20 protein-coding genes are annotated in these 16,185 nt (G+C 74.3%); 6 read left to right on the top strand and 14 right to left on the bottom strand.

Annotation, left to right across the window (positions count from 1 at the left end; genetic code table 11):
- Positions 1-30: 30 nt before the first annotated feature.
- On the bottom strand, positions 31-900 hold the full coding sequence (locus WCD41_RS21765; protein ID WP_337716336.1) for an intradiol ring-cleavage dioxygenase: 870 nt from the start codon (positions 898-900) through the stop codon (positions 31-33).
- Positions 901-1,131: 231 nt separating this feature from the next.
- On the opposite strand from WCD41_RS21765, the gene WCD41_RS21760 reads away from it, so the two are divergent.
- Complete coding sequence (locus WCD41_RS21760) at positions 1,132-1,992, top strand: polysaccharide deacetylase family protein (protein ID WP_337716334.1); 861 nt, start codon at positions 1,132-1,134, stop codon at positions 1,990-1,992.
- Between the two features lie 17 nt (positions 1,993-2,009).
- On the opposite strand, the gene WCD41_RS21755 is transcribed toward WCD41_RS21760, so the two are convergent.
- From WCD41_RS21755 to WCD41_RS21745, 3 genes are read right to left on the bottom strand one after another with little or no spacing between them, the layout of a single operon-like run.
- Entirely contained in the window at positions 2,010-2,501 is a 492-nt protein-coding gene (locus WCD41_RS21755) for a pyridoxamine 5'-phosphate oxidase family protein (RefSeq protein ID WP_337716332.1), read from the bottom strand.
- A 36-nt stretch (positions 2,502-2,537) separates the two neighbouring features.
- Complete coding sequence (locus WCD41_RS21750; RefSeq protein WP_337716330.1) at positions 2,538-2,825, bottom strand: putative quinol monooxygenase; 288 nt, start codon at positions 2,823-2,825, stop codon at positions 2,538-2,540.
- Between the two features lie 35 nt (positions 2,826-2,860).
- Positions 2,861-3,727: an NAD-dependent epimerase/dehydratase family protein gene (locus WCD41_RS21745; RefSeq protein WP_337716328.1), complete on the bottom strand. Its 867-nt coding sequence runs from the start codon at positions 3,725-3,727 to the stop codon at positions 2,861-2,863.
- A 122-nt stretch (positions 3,728-3,849) separates the two neighbouring features.
- Between WCD41_RS21745 and WCD41_RS21740 the strand changes: the two genes are divergently transcribed.
- The gene (locus WCD41_RS21740; RefSeq protein ID WP_337716326.1) at positions 3,850-4,515 is read left to right on the top strand and encodes a biliverdin-producing heme oxygenase; all 666 of its coding nucleotides are present in this window, start codon (positions 3,850-3,852) and stop codon (positions 4,513-4,515) included.
- Position 4,516: 1 nt separating this feature from the next.
- Here the strand turns inward: WCD41_RS21740 and WCD41_RS21735 are convergent, their stop codons facing one another.
- The 7 genes from WCD41_RS21735 to WCD41_RS21705 all read right to left on the bottom strand — a co-directional run bounded on the left by WCD41_RS21735 (position 4,517) and on the right by WCD41_RS21705 (position 9,395).
- Positions 4,517-5,146, bottom strand: coding sequence for a class I SAM-dependent methyltransferase (locus tag WCD41_RS21735; protein ID WP_337716324.1), 630 nt, complete (start codon positions 5,144-5,146; stop codon positions 4,517-4,519).
- Positions 5,147-5,219: 73 nt separating this feature from the next.
- Positions 5,220-5,807: a hypothetical protein gene (locus tag WCD41_RS21730; RefSeq protein ID WP_337716323.1), complete on the bottom strand. Its 588-nt coding sequence runs from the start codon at positions 5,805-5,807 to the stop codon at positions 5,220-5,222.
- Between the two features lie 2 nt (positions 5,808-5,809).
- Complete coding sequence (locus tag WCD41_RS21725; RefSeq protein ID WP_337716321.1) at positions 5,810-6,109, bottom strand: EthD family reductase; 300 nt, start codon at positions 6,107-6,109, stop codon at positions 5,810-5,812.
- 92 nt (positions 6,110-6,201) lie between these two features.
- Positions 6,202-6,651 (bottom strand): DUF6918 family protein, encoded by a 450-nt coding sequence (locus WCD41_RS21720; protein ID WP_337716319.1) that lies wholly within the window; start codon positions 6,649-6,651, stop codon positions 6,202-6,204.
- Positions 6,652-6,761: 110 nt separating this feature from the next.
- Entirely contained in the window at positions 6,762-7,922 is a 1,161-nt protein-coding gene (locus tag WCD41_RS21715) for an alpha/beta fold hydrolase (protein ID WP_337716316.1), read from the bottom strand.
- 488 nt (positions 7,923-8,410) lie between these two features.
- Positions 8,411-8,995 carry a hypothetical protein gene (locus tag WCD41_RS21710; protein WP_337716314.1) on the bottom strand — a complete coding sequence of 195 codons (585 nt, stop codon included), beginning with the start codon at positions 8,993-8,995 and terminating at the stop codon, positions 8,411-8,413.
- Positions 8,996-9,089: 94 nt separating this feature from the next.
- Positions 9,090-9,395 carry a hypothetical protein gene (locus tag WCD41_RS21705; protein ID WP_337716312.1) on the bottom strand — a complete coding sequence of 102 codons (306 nt, stop codon included), beginning with the start codon at positions 9,393-9,395 and terminating at the stop codon, positions 9,090-9,092.
- 274 nt (positions 9,396-9,669) lie between these two features.
- On the opposite strand from WCD41_RS21705, the gene WCD41_RS21700 reads away from it, so the two are divergent.
- Complete coding sequence (locus WCD41_RS21700) at positions 9,670-10,620, top strand: alpha/beta hydrolase (protein WP_337716310.1); 951 nt, start codon at positions 9,670-9,672, stop codon at positions 10,618-10,620.
- Between the two features lie 51 nt (positions 10,621-10,671).
- Positions 10,672-11,376 (top strand): NADPH-dependent F420 reductase, encoded by a 705-nt coding sequence (gene npdG / locus WCD41_RS21695; protein ID WP_337716308.1) that lies wholly within the window; start codon positions 10,672-10,674, stop codon positions 11,374-11,376.
- Positions 11,377-11,447: 71 nt separating this feature from the next.
- Here npdG and WCD41_RS21690 read toward each other — a convergent pair whose 3' ends face one another.
- Positions 11,448-11,786, bottom strand: coding sequence for a DUF3140 domain-containing protein (locus WCD41_RS21690; protein ID WP_337716306.1), 339 nt, complete (start codon positions 11,784-11,786; stop codon positions 11,448-11,450).
- Positions 11,787-11,888: 102 nt separating this feature from the next.
- Entirely contained in the window at positions 11,889-12,737 is an 849-nt protein-coding gene (gene panB / locus WCD41_RS21685; protein WP_337716304.1) for a 3-methyl-2-oxobutanoate hydroxymethyltransferase, read from the bottom strand.
- Positions 12,738-12,934: 197 nt separating this feature from the next.
- Between panB and WCD41_RS21680 the strand changes: the two genes are divergently transcribed.
- Both WCD41_RS21680 and glnA read left to right on the top strand, forming a co-directional pair.
- Positions 12,935-14,536 (top strand): alpha/beta hydrolase, encoded by a 1,602-nt coding sequence (locus WCD41_RS21680; RefSeq protein WP_337716302.1) that lies wholly within the window; start codon positions 12,935-12,937, stop codon positions 14,534-14,536.
- Between the two features lie 47 nt (positions 14,537-14,583).
- Positions 14,584-15,927: a type I glutamate--ammonia ligase gene (gene glnA, locus WCD41_RS21675; RefSeq protein WP_337716300.1), complete on the top strand. Its 1,344-nt coding sequence runs from the start codon at positions 14,584-14,586 to the stop codon at positions 15,925-15,927.
- Here glnA and WCD41_RS21670 read toward each other — a convergent pair.
- Complete coding sequence (locus WCD41_RS21670; protein ID WP_337716298.1) at positions 15,924-16,133, bottom strand: DUF4177 domain-containing protein; 210 nt, start codon at positions 16,131-16,133, stop codon at positions 15,924-15,926. The genes glnA and WCD41_RS21670 overlap by 4 nt on opposite strands.
- Positions 16,134-16,185: the final 52 nt, after the last annotated feature.

Genomic DNA, 16,185 nt, shown 5'->3' with positions numbered 1-16,185 from the left:
GTCGACGGATATCTATCGATAGTCAATAGCTCATCGCGGTGGTCGGCCGCCGCCGGGGCCACCTGCCGACGGTGTCGTCCGGGTGTCGACGCGGACGGGCAGCACGACGGTGTAGCCGCGCGCGACGTCCCCGCTGACGGTGGCGAGCTGGCTCGCGCCGCCGTCGTCGGAGAACACGTTGTCGGAGGCGAGGGTGACGTCGGCGAGGTTGGTGACGGACTGCTCGTAGCCGGGCTGCCCGTAGACCTGCCGGCACGTGTCCTCGGGCAGGGCGACCTGCGAGGTCGCGAGGGCGTTGGCGGCGTCGGTGATGCTCCCGGCCTCGGGGTAGACCTCGAAGTGGACGTGCGGCCACCGTCCCGCGTAGCAGGCCGGCACGATGCTGGTGAAGCGGACGCGACCCCGGGCGTCGGCGATCTGCACGCCCCGCAGGTAGTTCTCGCCCGCGATCGCGTCGGTGTAGAGGGAGTACTCGCCGTCACGGTTGCAGTGCCACACGTAGACCGCGGCGCCGGTGAAGGGCACGCCGTTCCGGGCGAGGTCGGCGACCGTGAGCTCGAGGGTCATGGGCACGCCCTCGGCAACGCCCGTGGGACCGCCGAAGCTGGAGCGGATGTCGCTGCGGACGATCCCGCTCTGCGTGAGCACGTTCGCGCCGTTCGACCCGTCGCCCGGGTACGGGCCGGCCGTCTCGTCGGGGATCTCGCCCGGGCTCGTCGTCGGCGCCGACGCCGCCGGCGGGCTACCGCACGCCGCCACCCCGACGGCGACCGCGCCGAGGCCGAGCACGCGCAGCAGGCCGCGCCGGTCGAGCGTGCCGAGGTCGAAGCCCAGCCCCTGGTCCTCGAGGTCGTGCCCCGGCCGGGGGAGGGGCCGTCCCTGATGGGTCTCGCGTTCCACGGGTCCTCCGTACACCTCGCTCGGCCGTCGTCGAGGACATGCCACGTCATCGGGATGGGTGGTGGGTGTGGCGACGCTGGTCGGGGCCTGTGTCCGTCGCTTGCGACATGCCGGGCACACGTTCACTCGATCAGAGGTAGAGGGTCGCTTCCGGGTCATTGAGCGAAACCTCTATGGTGTTCCACGCTGTGACGCGTGTGGTTCCTGTGACTGATGGGACGGTTGAGGCTGATGCTCACCCCTCGGCAGCGCGTCATCCTGCGCCAGATACTCAGCCCGCCCTACATCTACCGGTGGGCCGGGTTGCTGACGACGGTCGCGCTGATGACTGGCGTGACGATCGTGGTGCTCAGTGACGTCGGGGCCCGGCAGGTGCTGGCCACGGGCCCCGCGCCCGCCGTCGCGGCCGCCCCGGCGGGCCTCCCGGCGCGGTCCGGGGCCGACGCCCCCGCGCGCGGCATGCCCGGCATGGCCCGGCCCGCGATCACGCCCTCGCTGCTGACGGTGACCGACACGAGCACCGAGCGGCCCGCGGTGGCGCTGACGTTCGACGACGGGCCGACCCCGCAGTACACGCCCGAGGTGCTCGACATCCTCGCCGAGAACGGCGTCAAGGCGACCTTCTGCATGATCGGCAACCAGGCGCTGGCGCACCGCGACATCGTCGCGCGCGTGGTCGCCGAGGGGCACCGCCTGTGCGACCACACCATGACCCACGACGCCACCGTGGGGGCGAACGCCCAGGACCTCATGAGCGAGCAGCTGCACCGGAGCCGGGGCTCGCTGTCGACGGTGATCGACCCGCCCGAGACGATCGACTACTTCCGCGCCCCCGAGGGCCGCTGGTCGCCCGAGCTCGACCAGGTCGCCGCGCAGACCGGCATGCGCCCGCTGGGCTGGTCGGTGGACACCCTCGACTGGACCCAGCCCGGCACGGGGGCGATCGTCGCGAGCGTCCAGCAGTCGACGCACCCAGGCGCCGTGGTGCTCTTCCACGACGGCGGTGGGCCGCGCGAGCAGACGATCGAGGCCGTGCGCCAGCTCGTGCCGTGGCTCAAGGACCAGGGCTACGAGTTCGTCTTCCCGAGCTGAGGCGCCGGCTCGGGAGCTCAGTGCTTGCGCACGACCGTCTCCTGCCCGCCCTCGCGCCACGTGGTGACGTCCATGTGCTCGTCGCCGACCGCGACCGACGCCGCCCCGACGACGTCGGCACGCAGGAACTGGTCGAACCGCTGCCCGCGCAGATCGAGGCCGATCTCCTCGTAGACGGCCTCGGCGAAGCGCTGGTGCAGCGCCTCGTCGCGGACGTCCTCGACCCGCCCCCAGAGCTTGGCATCGCCGTCGCTGACCTGGGTGTCGACCGTCGCGGTGTGCAGCGCGAACCGTGGATCGGCCCGCAGGTCCGCGAACTTGGCGGTGTCCGGCATGCCCACGATCCAGAGATCGCCCTCGAGGAACCGCGGCTCCATCGGGCTGATGCGCGGGAACCCGTCGGGCCGCAGCGTGCCGAGCATGCAGAGACTGCCGGTGGCCGCGTGCCGGCGCGTGAAGACCTCGGCGATGCGGGGTGCGGCCGCGGCGAAGTCGGTCCAGTGAGCCATGGACCGGACGCTAGAGGTGCCCCCCGACAACGGCGGTCAGGTCAGGCTGCGGACGCCCGCCACGTCGTACTCCGCGACCTCGGCCCCCAGCATCGCCGCGCCCTGCTCGTCGCTCGGCCCGCTGCCGCGGAAGGCCTCGACGGCCTCCTGTGAGGCCCAGCGCTCGAAGACGTTGATCCGGCCCGCGTCGAGGAGGTCGGCGCTGATCGCGAAGTCGAGACAGCCCTCCGCGGCACGGGCCTGGTCGACGACGCCCACGCACCCCGCGAGGTAGGCCTCGCGCTCGGTGGGATCGACTTGGAGGTGTCCGGCGACGATCACCATGTTCGACTCCTTCAGTGGAAGTTGTCGGTACGGTATCAGGACTCATCGAGGTCGTCCCACGCGTCGCGCACGATCTGCTCGATCGTCGACCACCGCGGCGTCCAGCCCAGCTCGTCGCGCGCCCGGGACGGGTCGACCCTGACCGCGGGCGCCTCCGCGGCCGCCTCGCGGTGGCCCACCGGCACCGGGCGGCCGGTGACGCGCCCGACCGCGTCGAGGACCTCCCGGATCGCGACCGGCCGTCCCGACCCGACCGGTACGACGGAGAACGTCCCGGGGTCCGCCGCCCCCAGCGCTGCGACGAACGCCGTGGCGGCGTCGGCCACGTGCAGCAGGTCCCGCACGGCCGACCCGTCGCCGTTGACCACGAACTCGCCCGTCCGGCCCGCCGCCGCGGCCAGGATCGCCGGGATCAGGCGCGTGGGGTCGCGGTCGCCGGGACCCGCGACGTTCGCCAACCGCAGCGACACCGCGCCGATCGCCCCGGTCGTCGCCACCTCACCCAGGGCCACCTCGGCGGCGAGCTTGGAGGCGCCGTACGGGTGCTCCGGCGGGGGATCGCCGGCCCCGAGCGCCGCGGTCGAGGCCAGGACGACACGCGCCCCCGGCGGCACGGCGTCGAGCACGGCGAGGGTGCCGCCGAGGTTGGTGCGCCAGGTCCCCAGCGGGTCGGCGCGCGAGTCGCGCACCCGCACGACGGCCGCGAGGTGGCAGACGGCGTCCACGTCGCCCAGGGCCGCCGTCACCTGATCGGGACGGTCGAGCGCGGCGGCGCGGGTCGCGGCCCCGGCGACGGCCGACCCGGACCGCGTCACGCCCACGGCCTCGTGCCCGGCCGCGAGCAGTGCCGACACCACCGCCCGCCCGACGAAACCGCCGGCTCCCGTCACCGCGACCCGCATGCGGTCAGCCTCGCAAGGCCCGCTCGCCCGTCGAAGTGAGGCTAGCCTTACTCCGGCGTGGACCCTACTGTCGTCACGGGAACCGGCGACACCCGGCGACACCTCGGAGGCGGACCGTGACCGTGAGCGTCAGCGAGCACCAGCCCTTCTCCCAGAGCCTGCGCCGGGCGACGGCCGCGGCGCACGAGCGCGCGCACCACTCGACGTACATGGGCGCCCTGCTCGGCGGGCGCCTCCCGCTCGACGACTACGCGACGCTCGTCGTCCAGTACTGGCACGTGTACAGCGCGCTCGAGGACGGCGCCGACCGGCTGGCCGGCCATCCCGTCGTGGGCGGCTTCGCCGTCGACGCGCTGCGCCGCCGCGACGCCATCGCCGCCGACCTCGCGTTCCTGCGCGGCGCCGGCTGGGCCTCGGACCTCACGCCGCTGCCCACCACCGCGGCCTACGCGGACCGCATCCGCGCGACCGTGGCCGACTGGCCCGGTGGCTGGGTCGCCCACCACTACACGCGCTACCTTGGCGACCTCGCCGGCGGGCAGGCGGTGCGGGTGCTGCTGGAGCGCACCTACGGCGTCGTCGGCGACGGGGCGCGGTTCTACGACTTCTCGACGCTCGGTCCGGTGCCACCGTTCCGCACCCGCTACCGCGCGCTGCTCGACGCCGCGGCCTGGGACGACGTCGAGCGCGCCCGGATCGCCGACGAGGCGTGCCACGCCTTCGAGCTCAACATCGCGATGCTCGTGGAGCTGGCCGACACCGTGCCGCCGGAGCACCTGGCCGCGTAGCTCACACGCGGCGGGCGACCGCGAGCCACGCCGGCAGGTCGACGTGCCCGCCGACGGGCACGCGCAGCTTCTCGGCCTGCTCCATGTCGGGGACGCGGCCGCGGTAGGTGCTCTCGCGCAGGTCCTCGACCGCCCAGCCGGGACGGGAGAACGCCGTGCGGATCTGCTCGTCGGTGACCTCCGGCCCGAACGCGGGTCCGGGGGCGAGGCCGAGCAGCACGACGCGGCCGCCGTCGACGACGACGTCGCGCAGGGCGTCGGCGTACCGGGCCTGGTCGCCGTCGTCGAAGATGTGGAAGAGCGCGCTGTCGAGGACGGTGTCGAAATCGCGCAGGGCGTCCGGGTGCAGCGCGTCGGCCACGACGAACGCCGGGGCGACGTCGTGCCCGGCCGCGACGGCGCGGGCGCGGTCGAGCGCGGCCGGCGCGGAGTCGGCGCCGACCACCTCGTAGCCGCGGGCGGCGAGCAGGACGGTGTGCTCGCCCGTGCCGCAGCCGAGGTCGAGCACGCGACCCCGGATCAGGCCCTCGGCCTCGGCGGCGGCCACCGCGGGCTGCGGCTCGCCGATGATCCACGGCGGTTCGCCGGTGAGGTAGGCGTCCTGGAAGCGTGACGGGGCGGGTGTGGACATGGGGACCTCCGGGCTCGTGCCGCCGACGTGGTCGTCGCTGGTGTCGAGCTTCCGACCTGAACGTCGCTCGAGGTCAAGGGCCGCGCCGGGGCGGGCGTCCGGGCGGGGGGCCCCACGCCGGCGGCGGCCCCGGCGGTCCCCACGGTGGCGGCCCGGGCGGTCCGGGCGGCCCCACCGCGGTGCGTTGTCGACGCGACCTCCGGACGAGGACGACCACGATCACCGTGACCACGACGGCGATCACCAGTCCGACGACGCCGACCGCGATCGCCGCCGATCGGAAGCCCGAGCGGACGTCGCCGCCGAGGCCGGCGGCGTCCAGGGCCGGGTCGCGGGGGCCCAGGCGGGCCGTCAGCTCGGCGGCGGTGGCCGACGCCGACCGCCCGCCGACCGAGGCCGTGATCCCGTCGAGGCGACGCGGGAACGTCCGCCAGGTGATCTCCACGGCGCGCCCGACCGCCGCGTCCGGGGCGAGGCGGGCGTGGCCGGTGCTGCGGACGACGACCTGGTCGCCTCCGGTGCCCGCGCTCGCCGACACCGTCGGGTCCGCGAACCCGTCGTCGGCGAGACGCCCGCTCAGCGCGAGGGTCTCCCCGAGCGCCGCGCAGCCGCCCAGCGTCAGCAGGAGGACGACGAGGGCGGCGGCGCGACGGAGGACCACGGTCAATCGTCGACGGCGACGAACATCGTGACCCCGCCCGTGGCGAAGTTCGGCACGTCGGCGACCGCGGCCTGACCGGCCTCCGAGGCCAGCGCGCCCTGGAGGGCCTCGAGGGAGTCGAAGGCGAGCTCGGCGATCAGGTGGTACGGCGGCGGGTTCTCGTCCAGCGAGACCGTGTTCCGGTAGGTGAAGGACCGGACGTCCGGGATCGCGGCACCCAGGGGCACGTGCGTCGCGCGGTAGTACTTGTCGAACGCGGCCGGGTCGTCGGGGTGGTGGTACAGGACGGTGAGGATGTGCACTGGATCACTCCACCACGAACGACGGCCCCGGAGCCACGGTCTGTTCGCACAGTCCGCAGCGGCCGGGGCCGTCGTGGGGGAGCGGGGGAGGTTCAGCCCCGGGCGTGCTTCTCGATCACGGCGCCGAGGCCGGGCAGGGCCTCGATGACGTTCTCCTGCGCCTTCGGGCGCAGCTTGCCGTAGATCGAGGTGATCGCGGCGCGGCTGCTGCTCTCCGCGCGGCGGTCGGTGACCGCGAGGAGCGCCTCGGAGGCCTCCTGCGGGCGGGTGCCGAGGAAGGTGCCGAAGTCGCCGGCGGCCTCGGTGGTGTAGGTGGTCCAGAAGGGCTCGAGCTGGTCGACGAACTCGTCGAGCATCTTGTCGAGGGCCTCGCGGACGATGCCCGGCTTGACCTTCTTCACGCCGGCGTAGCCCGTCTTGACCACGCCGCCGGACAGACCGCTCTTGTTCGCGACCTCGGAGTCGACGAGGCCCTGCAGGTCGTCGATCACGGCGCTGCGACGGTCGGAGTCGAGAAGGCGAGCCTTGAGCGTCTCGGCCATCGGTGTCCTTCCTCGGGGAGCAGGGGAGCGGCGCCGACCGTACGGGAGGTGCGGAGGGGGATCTCCGGCAGGGGCCCGCGAACCACACCCGTGTGATTCGGGCCCGCGGCTCACTCCCGGTCGTGGTCGGCGAGGAACGCCTGGAGGTCGCTCCAGGAGTTCTCCCGCGCGCGGCGGCCGGCGAGGACGCCGAGGTGCCCGCCCGGGCGGACGACGAAGCGCAGGTCGGGGGAGGCCGTGAGCAGCTCGGTGGCGCGCTCGACGGCCGCGACCGGGGCGATCACGTCGTCGGCCCCCGCGATCAGCAGTACGGGGACGTCGACGTCGGCCAGCCGCACCGGCCGCCCGGCGAGGCGGAGCTCGTCCTGCGCGAGGTCGTTGCCCCGGATCACGTGGTGGTAGAGCTGCCCGAACGCCCGCCCGGGGTAGGCGGTCATGTTGGCCATGAGCGTGTCGACGGCCTCGATCTGCTCGAGCAGCTCGCGGTCGTCGAGGTGGGTCGCGAGGGTCACCGGCTTGGTCAGGTACCGCTCGACGCTGGTCAGCTGGAACGCCCACTTCACCGCCGTCGCCGGGAACGAGCCGAGCGTGCGGTAGGCCGCCGAGAAGACCCGCCCGCCCGTGTACTCCGCGACCGACCGGAACGGCGCCACGAGGGGCACGGCGGAGACGTCGACGGGCGAGGCGAACGCCGTGACCGAGCGGATGGGCGCGCCCGACACGCCGCTCGCGGCCGCCAGCAGGGTGAACAGCCCGCCGAGGCTCCAGCCCGCCAGGTGGACGGGCTGGTCGGCGTGCCGGTCCGCGATCGCGAAGAGGGCGGCCGGCACGATCTCGTCGACCCAGAGCTCCAGGCCGCGGCGCCCGGCGGCGCGGCCGGTCGCATCGTAGGTGACGATGAAGATCTCCCGCCCGGTGGCGAGGAGGTCCTCGACGAGGCTCGCGCCGCGGCGCAGGTCGAACGCGAAGTCCGGGGCCCCGAGCGGTGGCACCAGCAGGAGCGGGGCGAGCGCCGGGTCGACCGGCGCGGTCGGCTCGTAGCGGTGCACCGTGTAGCCGTCGCCGAGATGGATCGGCAGCCGCGGCATGCGGCGCGTGTCGGCGAGATGGCCGTGGGTCGCCCAGTCGCGGACGTTGCCCCACGCCCGCGCGACGGTCTGCGTCGGGAGGCCGGCCAGCCCGGCGAGGGCGGGCAGCCCGCCCCGGGCCGCCGGCGCGGCGGCGTCGGTGCCCGTGGCGGCGGTGTCATCGGGCTGCGGTGCGGCGCTCACGCGCGCTGATGCTAGGGCCGTCCGTGCGTCCGTGGGCGGGCCGATCACTCACGCGTCGTGATGCCCGATCACTCCGAGTCACACGATGGCGGCGCCCGTGGCGGCATTCGGCCTGCTCACGCGCGGGGAACGGGGTGACGGCGTTGGGCCGTCCGCGCCGCGACGGGTCCGCCCGATCGTCAGAACCACCGTCACACCTCTGCCGCGTTGGACCGGGTGGCGCCGCCCCGGGATCTTCGCCCGGGGCGGCGTGGCGCACTCCGCGGACCGTCGCGGGGACGCACCGAGCCGGGCTGCCGAGGGACGAGGAGACGACGCGTCGTGACCCTGTGGGAGCCCGAGACGCCGGCGCCGGCGCCGGAGCCGGTCGCCGAGACGCCCTGCGACCTGCCGGTGGCGCCGCGGCCGGACCGGCACGGTCGGCGCACCCGGATCGCGGCGGGGCTCGGCGTCGGGATCATGGGCGCGGCGTCGCTGACGACGGCGGTCTACCAGACGACGACCCAGGCCTCGACGGCCATCGGGATGCCGAGCGCGGTGCACGAGCTCGAGAGCCCCCTGCCGTGGGCGGCGGCGACGCCCGTCGCGGCCGCGCCGGTGCTCCCGTCGTCGACGACGATCAGCCCGACCGTCGCCGACCTGGACCTGCGCGCCGACCGCCAGCCCCTCCCGGCCCCGCCGCCGGCCGCGGCCGCCCCCGCGGCGGGGAGCTCCGCGCCGGGGCCCGTCGTGGTCCGCGTGCCCGACGCCGGCCCGCGTCCGGCACCGGTGGTGCGCGGCGGCGAGCGACCCTCGCGTCCGTCGGGGACCGGTCGCCCGACGACCTCGCCCGGCACGACCTCGCCCGGCACGACCCCGCCCGGGTCGACGAGCCCGGGGACGACGGCAGCGAGCAGCAGCACGCCGTCGTCGAGTGCCCCGACCTCGTCGCCGGAGCCCACGACACCGTCGTCGTCCCAGCCCACGTCCCAGCCCTCGTCCCAGCCCACGTCCCAGCCCAGCTCGCCGCTCGCGTCGTCCGCGCCGTCCGGCGGCGGGACCACGACCCCGTCGGGCGACGCCGGCTGACGCACGCAGGCGGGGCTCCCTGGCCCGGGACGCCGACGGCCCCGCTCCCTCGCGGGGAGCGGGGCCGTCGGTGGGACCCGGTGTGCGCCGATCAGCGGATCAGCCCAGGGGGCGGCGCAGCGCGGTGCGGCGCTCGGGGCGCAGGTGGTAGATCACCGCCGGCAGGACGACGACGGCGACGAACGGCAGCCCGACCAGGGGCAGGACGAACAGCAGGGCGAGGCCGAGCAGCATCACGATCAGCGCGGTGAGCGGGTTGGTCGCGAGGGCGCCCAGGCGCACGAGCCGGGGACTGCGGCGCGCGGCCGTGCCCACGCGGTCGACGAGACCGGTGGGCGCGGGGCGGGTGGCCGCGGGGACGGGGCGGGGCAGGGTCGGGGCGGTGTTCGGCCAGGGGAGAGCCATCGCGAGCGTCGGTCCTTCGGGGTCGTGAGTGAGGGTCCAGCGGGGCACGTCGGGGGACCGCGCCGGTGCTCGCGGCCGGGGTGGCCGGGGAGCTCCGGGGCGTCGCGGGGATCGACACCGGGATGACGCCTGTGCGGCCCGGAAGGTTCCCCGCCGTTCGGTATCGATTCGGCAACGGCGGGTCCCCGTCGTCGCCGACCATCATCCTTGTGTCACCCGGATGGCGGCAGTGACCTGAGCAGGTGAACCTCGGCCGCATCCTAGGGTGACGCCGATGAACGCCGTACCCGACGGTCACGACGCGGACACCTCCCGCGCGCCCCTCGATGCGGGCGTGCGCGCCCTGCTCGACCGGTGGGCGGGCGAGCCCGCGATGTTCGCCGGGACGACGCCCGGCACCACCGACGGGATCCCCGCCGCGCGGGCCCGCTTCGCGGCGCAGCTGACCGACGCGGCGGGGCTCCCACCACGCGCGCCGGAGGTGCGCGAGGTCGGCGGGGTCGCGGTCCGGGTGCACCGCCCGTCGGCCCCGGCGACCGACGCCCTCGTCGTGTTCGTCCACGGCGGCGGCTGGGTGCTCGGGGACGGCGACGCCTACGACGCGGTGGCCGCCCGGCTGGCCGACGACCTGGGCGCCGTCGTGGCGGCCGTCGACTACCGCCCGGCGCCCGAGCACCCGTTCCCGGTGCCGCTGGAGGACACGCTCGCCGCCGTGCGGGCGCTGACCGCGGACGGAACCCGCTACGCCCTCGTGGGCGACAGTGCCGGCGCCAATCTCGCCGCCGTCACCGCGCTGACGCTGCGCGACGAGGGCCGGGCGCCCGCCGCGTGCCTGCTCGTCTACCCGCCGCCGGACTTCGAGGGGCGCTACCCCTCGGTGGCCGAGAACGCCGAGGGCTACTGGCTCACGGCGGCCGACGTGAAGGCCTGCTCGAAGCACTACCTCGCGGGGCACGACCCGCGCGGCGACGTGCGGCTCTCGCCGCTGCGAGCGCCGTCGCTGGCCGGGTTCCCGGCGACGATCGTGGCGACCGCAGGCTACGACCCGCTGCGTGACGCCGGGCACGCCTTCGCCGACGCGCTCGCCGCCGCGGGTGTGGAGGCGCGCCGTCGTGAGCACCCGGCGCTGGTGCACGGCTTCTACGGGTTCACCGCCGCGGTGCCCGCCGCCGATGCCGCCGTGACCGCGCTGCACGCCGAGCTCGCCCAGCTGCTCACGCGCTGACCGTGGTAGGAACCAGTCCGATCTGACCGTTCGTGGCAGGGAGCGTCCCCCGTGAGTGCACCGTCGTCCTCGTCCTCCGGGGAGGCCATCGACCCGACCGCGTGGACCGTCGGGGTCCTGGGTGGCACCGGCAACCAGGGCAAGGGCCTGGCGCTGCGCTGGGCCGCCGCCGGCGTCGAGGTCATCATCGGCTCGCGCGCCGCCGAGCGCGCCGAGAACTCCGCGCAGGAGTACCGCGAGGCGACCGGGGTCGACCACGTCCGCGGCACCGACAACGCGACCTGCGCCGCCGAGGCCGACATCGTGCTCGCCGCGATCCCGTGGGAGTCGCACGCCGAGACGCTCAAGGGCCTCGCCCAGCCCCTCCAGGGCAAGATCCTGATCGACTGCGTCAACCCGATCGGGTTCGACAAGAAGGGCCCCTACCCGCTGCCGGTCGAGGAGGGCAGCGTCGCCCAGCAGGCCGAGCAGCTGCTGCCCGAGACCCGTGTGACCGCGGCGTTCCACAACGTCTCGGCGGTCCTGCTCGCCGACCTCGAGCAGCCGCGGGTCGACTGCGACGTGCTGGTGCTCGGCGACGACCGCGAGGCCACCGACGTCGTGCGGGCCCTCGCCGACGCCATCCCCGGCGTGCGCGGGATCTACGGCGGACGGCTGCGCAACGCCTACCAGGTGGAGTGCCTGACCGCGAACCTCATCGCGATCAACCGCCGCTACAAGGTCCACGCCGGCATCAAGATCACCGACCTGGACTAGGTGGCCTCCGGCCATGTGAGCACTTTCGCGTGCTCCAGCACGCGAAAGTGCTCACGTGCGCGGAGCGCACCTCACTTCAGCGGGTCGTGGCCCCAGTTCATGAGCGAGTAGCGCCACTTCGAGGTCGTGATGTCCTCCTGGGACGGCTCCTGCTTCCGGTGTCGCTCGACGTACCCGTGGACCTTCTTCATGGCCGCGAGGTCGTCGTCGTCGAGGTCGCCCTTGTTCTTCTCGAGGATCTCGACGATGCGCCGGCCCATGACGTGGCCCGTCGACTCCTCGCCCTCGCCCGACGACTGACCCACCGACTGCGACTCGTCGGTCCCGAGCCACTCCTGCAGCTCCTTCGAGCCCATGGTCACGACGTCGTCGAACTCGGAGCGGATCTGGTCGCTGCTCTTCTCGGCCATGGCGCGGGCTACCCGCTCGGGCGCACACGGCGTGGCTCACGCCATGTGAGCACTTTCGCGTGCTCCAGCACGCGAAAGTGCTCACGTGCGCCGCAGGCGCACCTAGTCGAACGAGTGCTCGGGCCCGGGGAAGACGCCCTCGCGGACCTCGCGGGCGTAGCTGGTCGCGGCATCCGCGAGGACCGAGCCCATGTCGGCGTAGCGCTTCACGAACTTCGGGGTGCGCCGGGCCGGGTCGGAGAGCCCGACCATGTCCGTCCACACGAGCACCTGGGCGTCGCACTCCGGGCCCGCACCGATCCCGACGGTCGGGACGGCGATCTCCGCGGTGACCCGCTTGGCGACGTGGGCGGGCACCATCTCCAGCACGACCGCGAAGGCGCCGGCCTCGGTGACCGCGCGGGCGTCGGCGATCAGCTTCTCCGCCGCGTCCTCCCCGCGGCCCTGGACGCGGTAGCCGCCGAGGGCGTGCTCGCTCTGCGGGGTGAAGCCGAGGTGCGCCATGACCGGGATGCCGGCGTCGACGATCGCCTGGATCCGGTCGGCGTAGTGGGCGCCGCCCTCGAGCTTCACCGCGTGGGCGCCGCCGGACTTCATGAACTCGACGGCGGTCGTCACGGCCTGCTCGACCGAGACCTGGTAGCTGCCGAAGGGCAGGTCGGCGACGACCAGGGCGTGCGGGGCGCCGCGCACCACGGCGCGGGTGAGGATCAACAGCTCCTCGGTGGTCACCGGCACGGTCGAGTCGTAGCCCAGCACGGTGTTGCCGGCCGAGTCGCCGACGAGCAGGACGGGGACACCCGCCTCGTCGAAGATCCGCGCGGTGTTCACGTCGTACGCGGTGAGCATCGGCCAGCGCTCGCCGCGGGCCTTCATCTCCTGGAGGTGGTGCACGCGGGTGCGCTTCGGGCGCCCGGAAGAGGTCGACACAGGACCCTGGGGTGACGTCATCGTCGTCCGTCCTTGCCTCGAGGCCCGCCGAGGGCGGCGGGTCCCCGGGTCGTCGGGGTGGATGAGCACACGGTGGCACCGCCCGCGCGGGTCGGCCGCCCGCTGGGACCAGACTCACAGGGTCGTCGCAGCGACGGGCCCCGATGCGCGGGAGCCCGTCACCGGACGATCACGGACCGCGTGGGATGGTGGCCGCCGTGCGCGCCCTCACCCTCCGGAGCCGACGGAGCCGCCGGACCAGCACCCTCGCCGCCGTCGCCCTCGGGGCGGTGGCCGTCGTGCTCGGCGGGTGCGCGCAGGTGGTCCCCGGCGTCGCGGTCCCCGACCCGGCGGCCAGTGCCCCGCCCGGGCTCGAGCGCTTCTACGGCCAGCAGCTGGCCTGGGGGCCGTGCGCGCCGTTCGCGGCCACGGACGAGGACCGCCAGATCTACGCGGACCCCGCGCTGCAGTGCGCGCGCATGGAGGTGCCGCTCGACTACGCCCAGCCCGGCGGGCGCACGGGCACGATCGCGGTGCTGCGCCACGCCGCGCCCGACTCGCCGCAGCGCATCGGCTCGCTCGTCATCAACCCGGGCGGGCCCGGGGCGTCGGGGATCCAGACCGCGGCGTACCTGTCGACGTCGCTCGCCCGCACCGAGGTGGGGCGCCGGTTCGACGTCGTCGGCTTCGACCCCCGCGGGGTCGGGGCGAGCGAGCCGCCCATCCGCTGCCTCGAGGGTCCCGAGCGCGACGCCGACCGCCGCGACGACGACACCGACCCGTCGCCGGCCGGCGTCGCGCAGACCGAGACCGAGGAGCGCGCGACCGTCGACCGCTGCGCCCAGCGCACCGGGGTCGACGTGCTCGCGAATGTCGGGACCCGCGACGTCGCCCGCGACATGGACGTCCTGCGCGCGACCCTCGGCGACGCCCGGCTGAGCTACCTGGGCTTCTCGTACGGCACCCGGATCGGGTCGACCTACGCCGAGCAGTTCCCGCAGAACGTCCGGGCGATGATCCTCGACGGCGCGCTCGACCCCGACCAGGACCCGACCACCGAGCTCATCGAGCAGGGTCGCGGGTTCCAGGGGGCGTTCGACGCCTTCGCCCGCGACTGCACCACCCGCCCGAACTGCCCCCTCGGCCAGGACCCGGCGCAGACCACGGCGGCCTACCAGCAGCTGACCCGCCCGCTGATCGACGCGCCGCTGCCGCTCGCGGACGGCCGCGTGCTGTCCTACGCCGACGCCCAGCAGGGGACGATCAACGCGCTCTACGTCGAGGCCTACTGGCCGCGCCTGAGCCGGGCGCTGGCCGACCTGCGCGCCCGTCAGGGCGGTCAGCTCATGACCCTCGCCGACGAGTACTACGAGCGGAACCCGGACGGCACGTACGCCGCGTCGCAGGACGCCTTCGAGGCGATCCGCTGCGTCGACGACCCGCGCGTCACCGACCCGGAGCAGTCGCGGGCCCGCGCCGAGGCCTACAACCAGGCGGCGCCGTTCCTCGACAGCGGGCGCGGGGTCTCCGCGGCCCGCGACAGCTGCGCGTTCTGGCCGGTGCCGCCGACCAGCCAGCCGCACCTCCCGCAGGTCCCGGGCCTCGCGCCGCCGCTGGTCGTGTCCACCACCGGCGACCCCGCGACGCCGTACCAGGCGGGCGTCGAGCTGGCCCGGGCGCTGAACGGGTCACTGCTGACGAAGGTCGGCGACGAGCACACGGCGGTGTTCCAGAACTCCTCGTGCGTCGACGACATCGCCACGCGCTACCTGATCGACGGGACGCCGGCGCCGCCGAACGCGACGTGCCCCGCAACGTGACCCATCCCCGGCTTCCGGGCGTCACACCGCGCACTTAGGGTCGGGCCATGGATCGCCAGCAGGAGTTCGTCCTGCGCACGCTGGAGGAACGCGACATCCGCTTCGTGCGGCTGTGGTTCACCGACGTGCTCGGTTACCTGAAGTCGGTGGCCGTCGCGCCGGCCGAGCTCGAGGGCGCGTTCGCCGAGGGCATCGGGTTCGACGGCTCGGCGATCGAGGGCTTCGCGCGGGTCTACGAGTCGGACATGGTCGCGAAGCCGGACCCGGCGACGTTCCAGGTGCTGCCCTGGGAGACCGCGGGCGGCGGGCACTACTCGGCGCGGATGTTCTGCGACATCACCATGCCCGACGGCTCGCCGTCGTGGGCCGACCCGCGCCACGTGCTGCGCCGCGGGCTCTCGCGGGCCGCCGAGGCGGGGTTCACCTGCTACGTGCACCCCGAGATCGAGTTCTACCTGCTGCGCGACCTGCCGGGCGACGGCACGCCGCCGGTCCCGGCCGACACCGGCGGCTACTTCGACCAGGCGAGCCACGACGCCGCGCCGCACTTCCGGCGGCGGTGCATCGAGTCGCTCGAGGCGATGGGCATCTCGGTGGAGTTCAGCCACCACGAGGGCGGTCCCGGCCAGCAGGAGATCGACCTGCGCTACGCCGACGCCCTGACGATGGCGGACAACATCATGACCTTCCGCTACATCGTCAAGGAGGTCGCGATCACCCAGGGGGTGCGCGCGTCCTTCATGCCCAAGCCGTTCACCGAGCACGCGGGCTCGGCGATGCACACCCACATCAGCCTGTTCGAGGGCGACCAGAACGCGTTCCACGACGCCGCCGAGCCCTACGAGCTCTCGAAGACCGGCAAGGCGTTCGTGGCGGGCATCCTGCGCCACGCCCGCGAGATCTCCGCGGTGACGAACCAGTTCGTCAACTCCTACAAGCGCCTGATCGTCGGCGGCGAGGCCCCGACCACCGTCTGCTGGGGCCACGCCAACCGCTCGGCGCTGGTCCGCGTGCCGATGTACTCGCCGGGCAAGGCGTCGTCGCGCCGCGTCGAGGTGCGCACCATCGACACCGCGGCCAACCCCTACCTCGCGTACGCGGTGATCCTCGGGGCCGGCCTGCAGGGCGTGGCCGAGGGCTACGAGCTGCCGCCGGCGGCCGAGGACAACGTCTGGATGCTCTCGGAGAACGAGCGCCGGGCGATGGGCTACGAGACGCTGCCCCAGAACCTCGACGGCGCCCTCGCGGCGATGGAGCGCTCCGAGCTCATGGCCGAGATCCTCGGCGAGCACGTCTTCGACTTCTTCCTGCGCAACAAGCGCGCGGAGTGGGACGCCTACCGCCGCAACGTCACGCCCTACGAGCTGGCGACGTACCTGCCGACCCTCTAGCTCCCCACGGGACGCTCGAAGGTCACCAGCAGGCCGTCCACCCCGCCGGGGCCCATCCGCCCCTTGACGTCCGCGCTCGTGATCGTCTTGAGCTGCCAGCCGTCGGCGGCCTCGCCGTTCAGGACCTTCTCGAGCTTGCTGTCCGAGAGCTTCCCACCCATGAGGCTCTCGCGGAGCTGCACGACCTTGTACTCGAAGCGCTGCATGCCATCGATCCTGCCAGCGGTCGCGCCCGTGACGGCTCGAGCTGGAATCCTG

The sequence above is a fragment of the Actinomycetospora aeridis genome, from assembly GCF_037400275.1.
Taxonomy (GTDB): Bacteria; Actinomycetota; Actinomycetes; order Mycobacteriales; family Pseudonocardiaceae; genus Actinomycetospora; species Actinomycetospora aeridis.
This window is presented reverse-complemented; position numbering and strand designations above follow the sequence as displayed.

Coding starts and splice junctions, on each gene's coding strand:
- WCD41_RS21700 (WP_337716310.1), top strand. CDS start 9,670: ATGAACGCCGTACCCGACGGTCACGACGCGGACACCTCCCGCGCGCCC.
- WCD41_RS21720 (WP_337716319.1), bottom strand. CDS start 6,651: ATGGCCGAGACGCTCAAGGCTCGCCTTCTCGACTCCGACCGTCGCAGC.
- WCD41_RS21745 (WP_337716328.1), bottom strand. CDS start 3,727: ATGCGGGTCGCGGTGACGGGAGCCGGCGGTTTCGTCGGGCGGGCGGTG.
- WCD41_RS21690 (WP_337716306.1), bottom strand. CDS start 11,786: ATGGCCGAGAAGAGCAGCGACCAGATCCGCTCCGAGTTCGACGACGTC.
- WCD41_RS21705 (WP_337716312.1), bottom strand. CDS start 9,395: ATGGCTCTCCCCTGGCCGAACACCGCCCCGACCCTGCCCCGCCCCGTC.
- WCD41_RS21760 (WP_337716334.1), top strand. CDS start 1,132: ATGCTCACCCCTCGGCAGCGCGTCATCCTGCGCCAGATACTCAGCCCG.
- WCD41_RS21670 (WP_337716298.1), bottom strand. CDS start 16,133: ATGCAGCGCTTCGAGTACAAGGTCGTGCAGCTCCGCGAGAGCCTCATG.
- glnA (WP_337716300.1), top strand. CDS start 14,584: ATGGATCGCCAGCAGGAGTTCGTCCTGCGCACGCTGGAGGAACGCGAC.
- WCD41_RS21750 (WP_337716330.1), bottom strand. CDS start 2,825: ATGGTGATCGTCGCCGGACACCTCCAAGTCGATCCCACCGAGCGCGAG.
- panB (WP_337716304.1), bottom strand. CDS start 12,737: ATGACGTCACCCCAGGGTCCTGTGTCGACCTCTTCCGGGCGCCCGAAG.
- WCD41_RS21735 (WP_337716324.1), bottom strand. CDS start 5,146: ATGTCCACACCCGCCCCGTCACGCTTCCAGGACGCCTACCTCACCGGC.
- WCD41_RS21755 (WP_337716332.1), bottom strand. CDS start 2,501: ATGGCTCACTGGACCGACTTCGCCGCGGCCGCACCCCGCATCGCCGAG.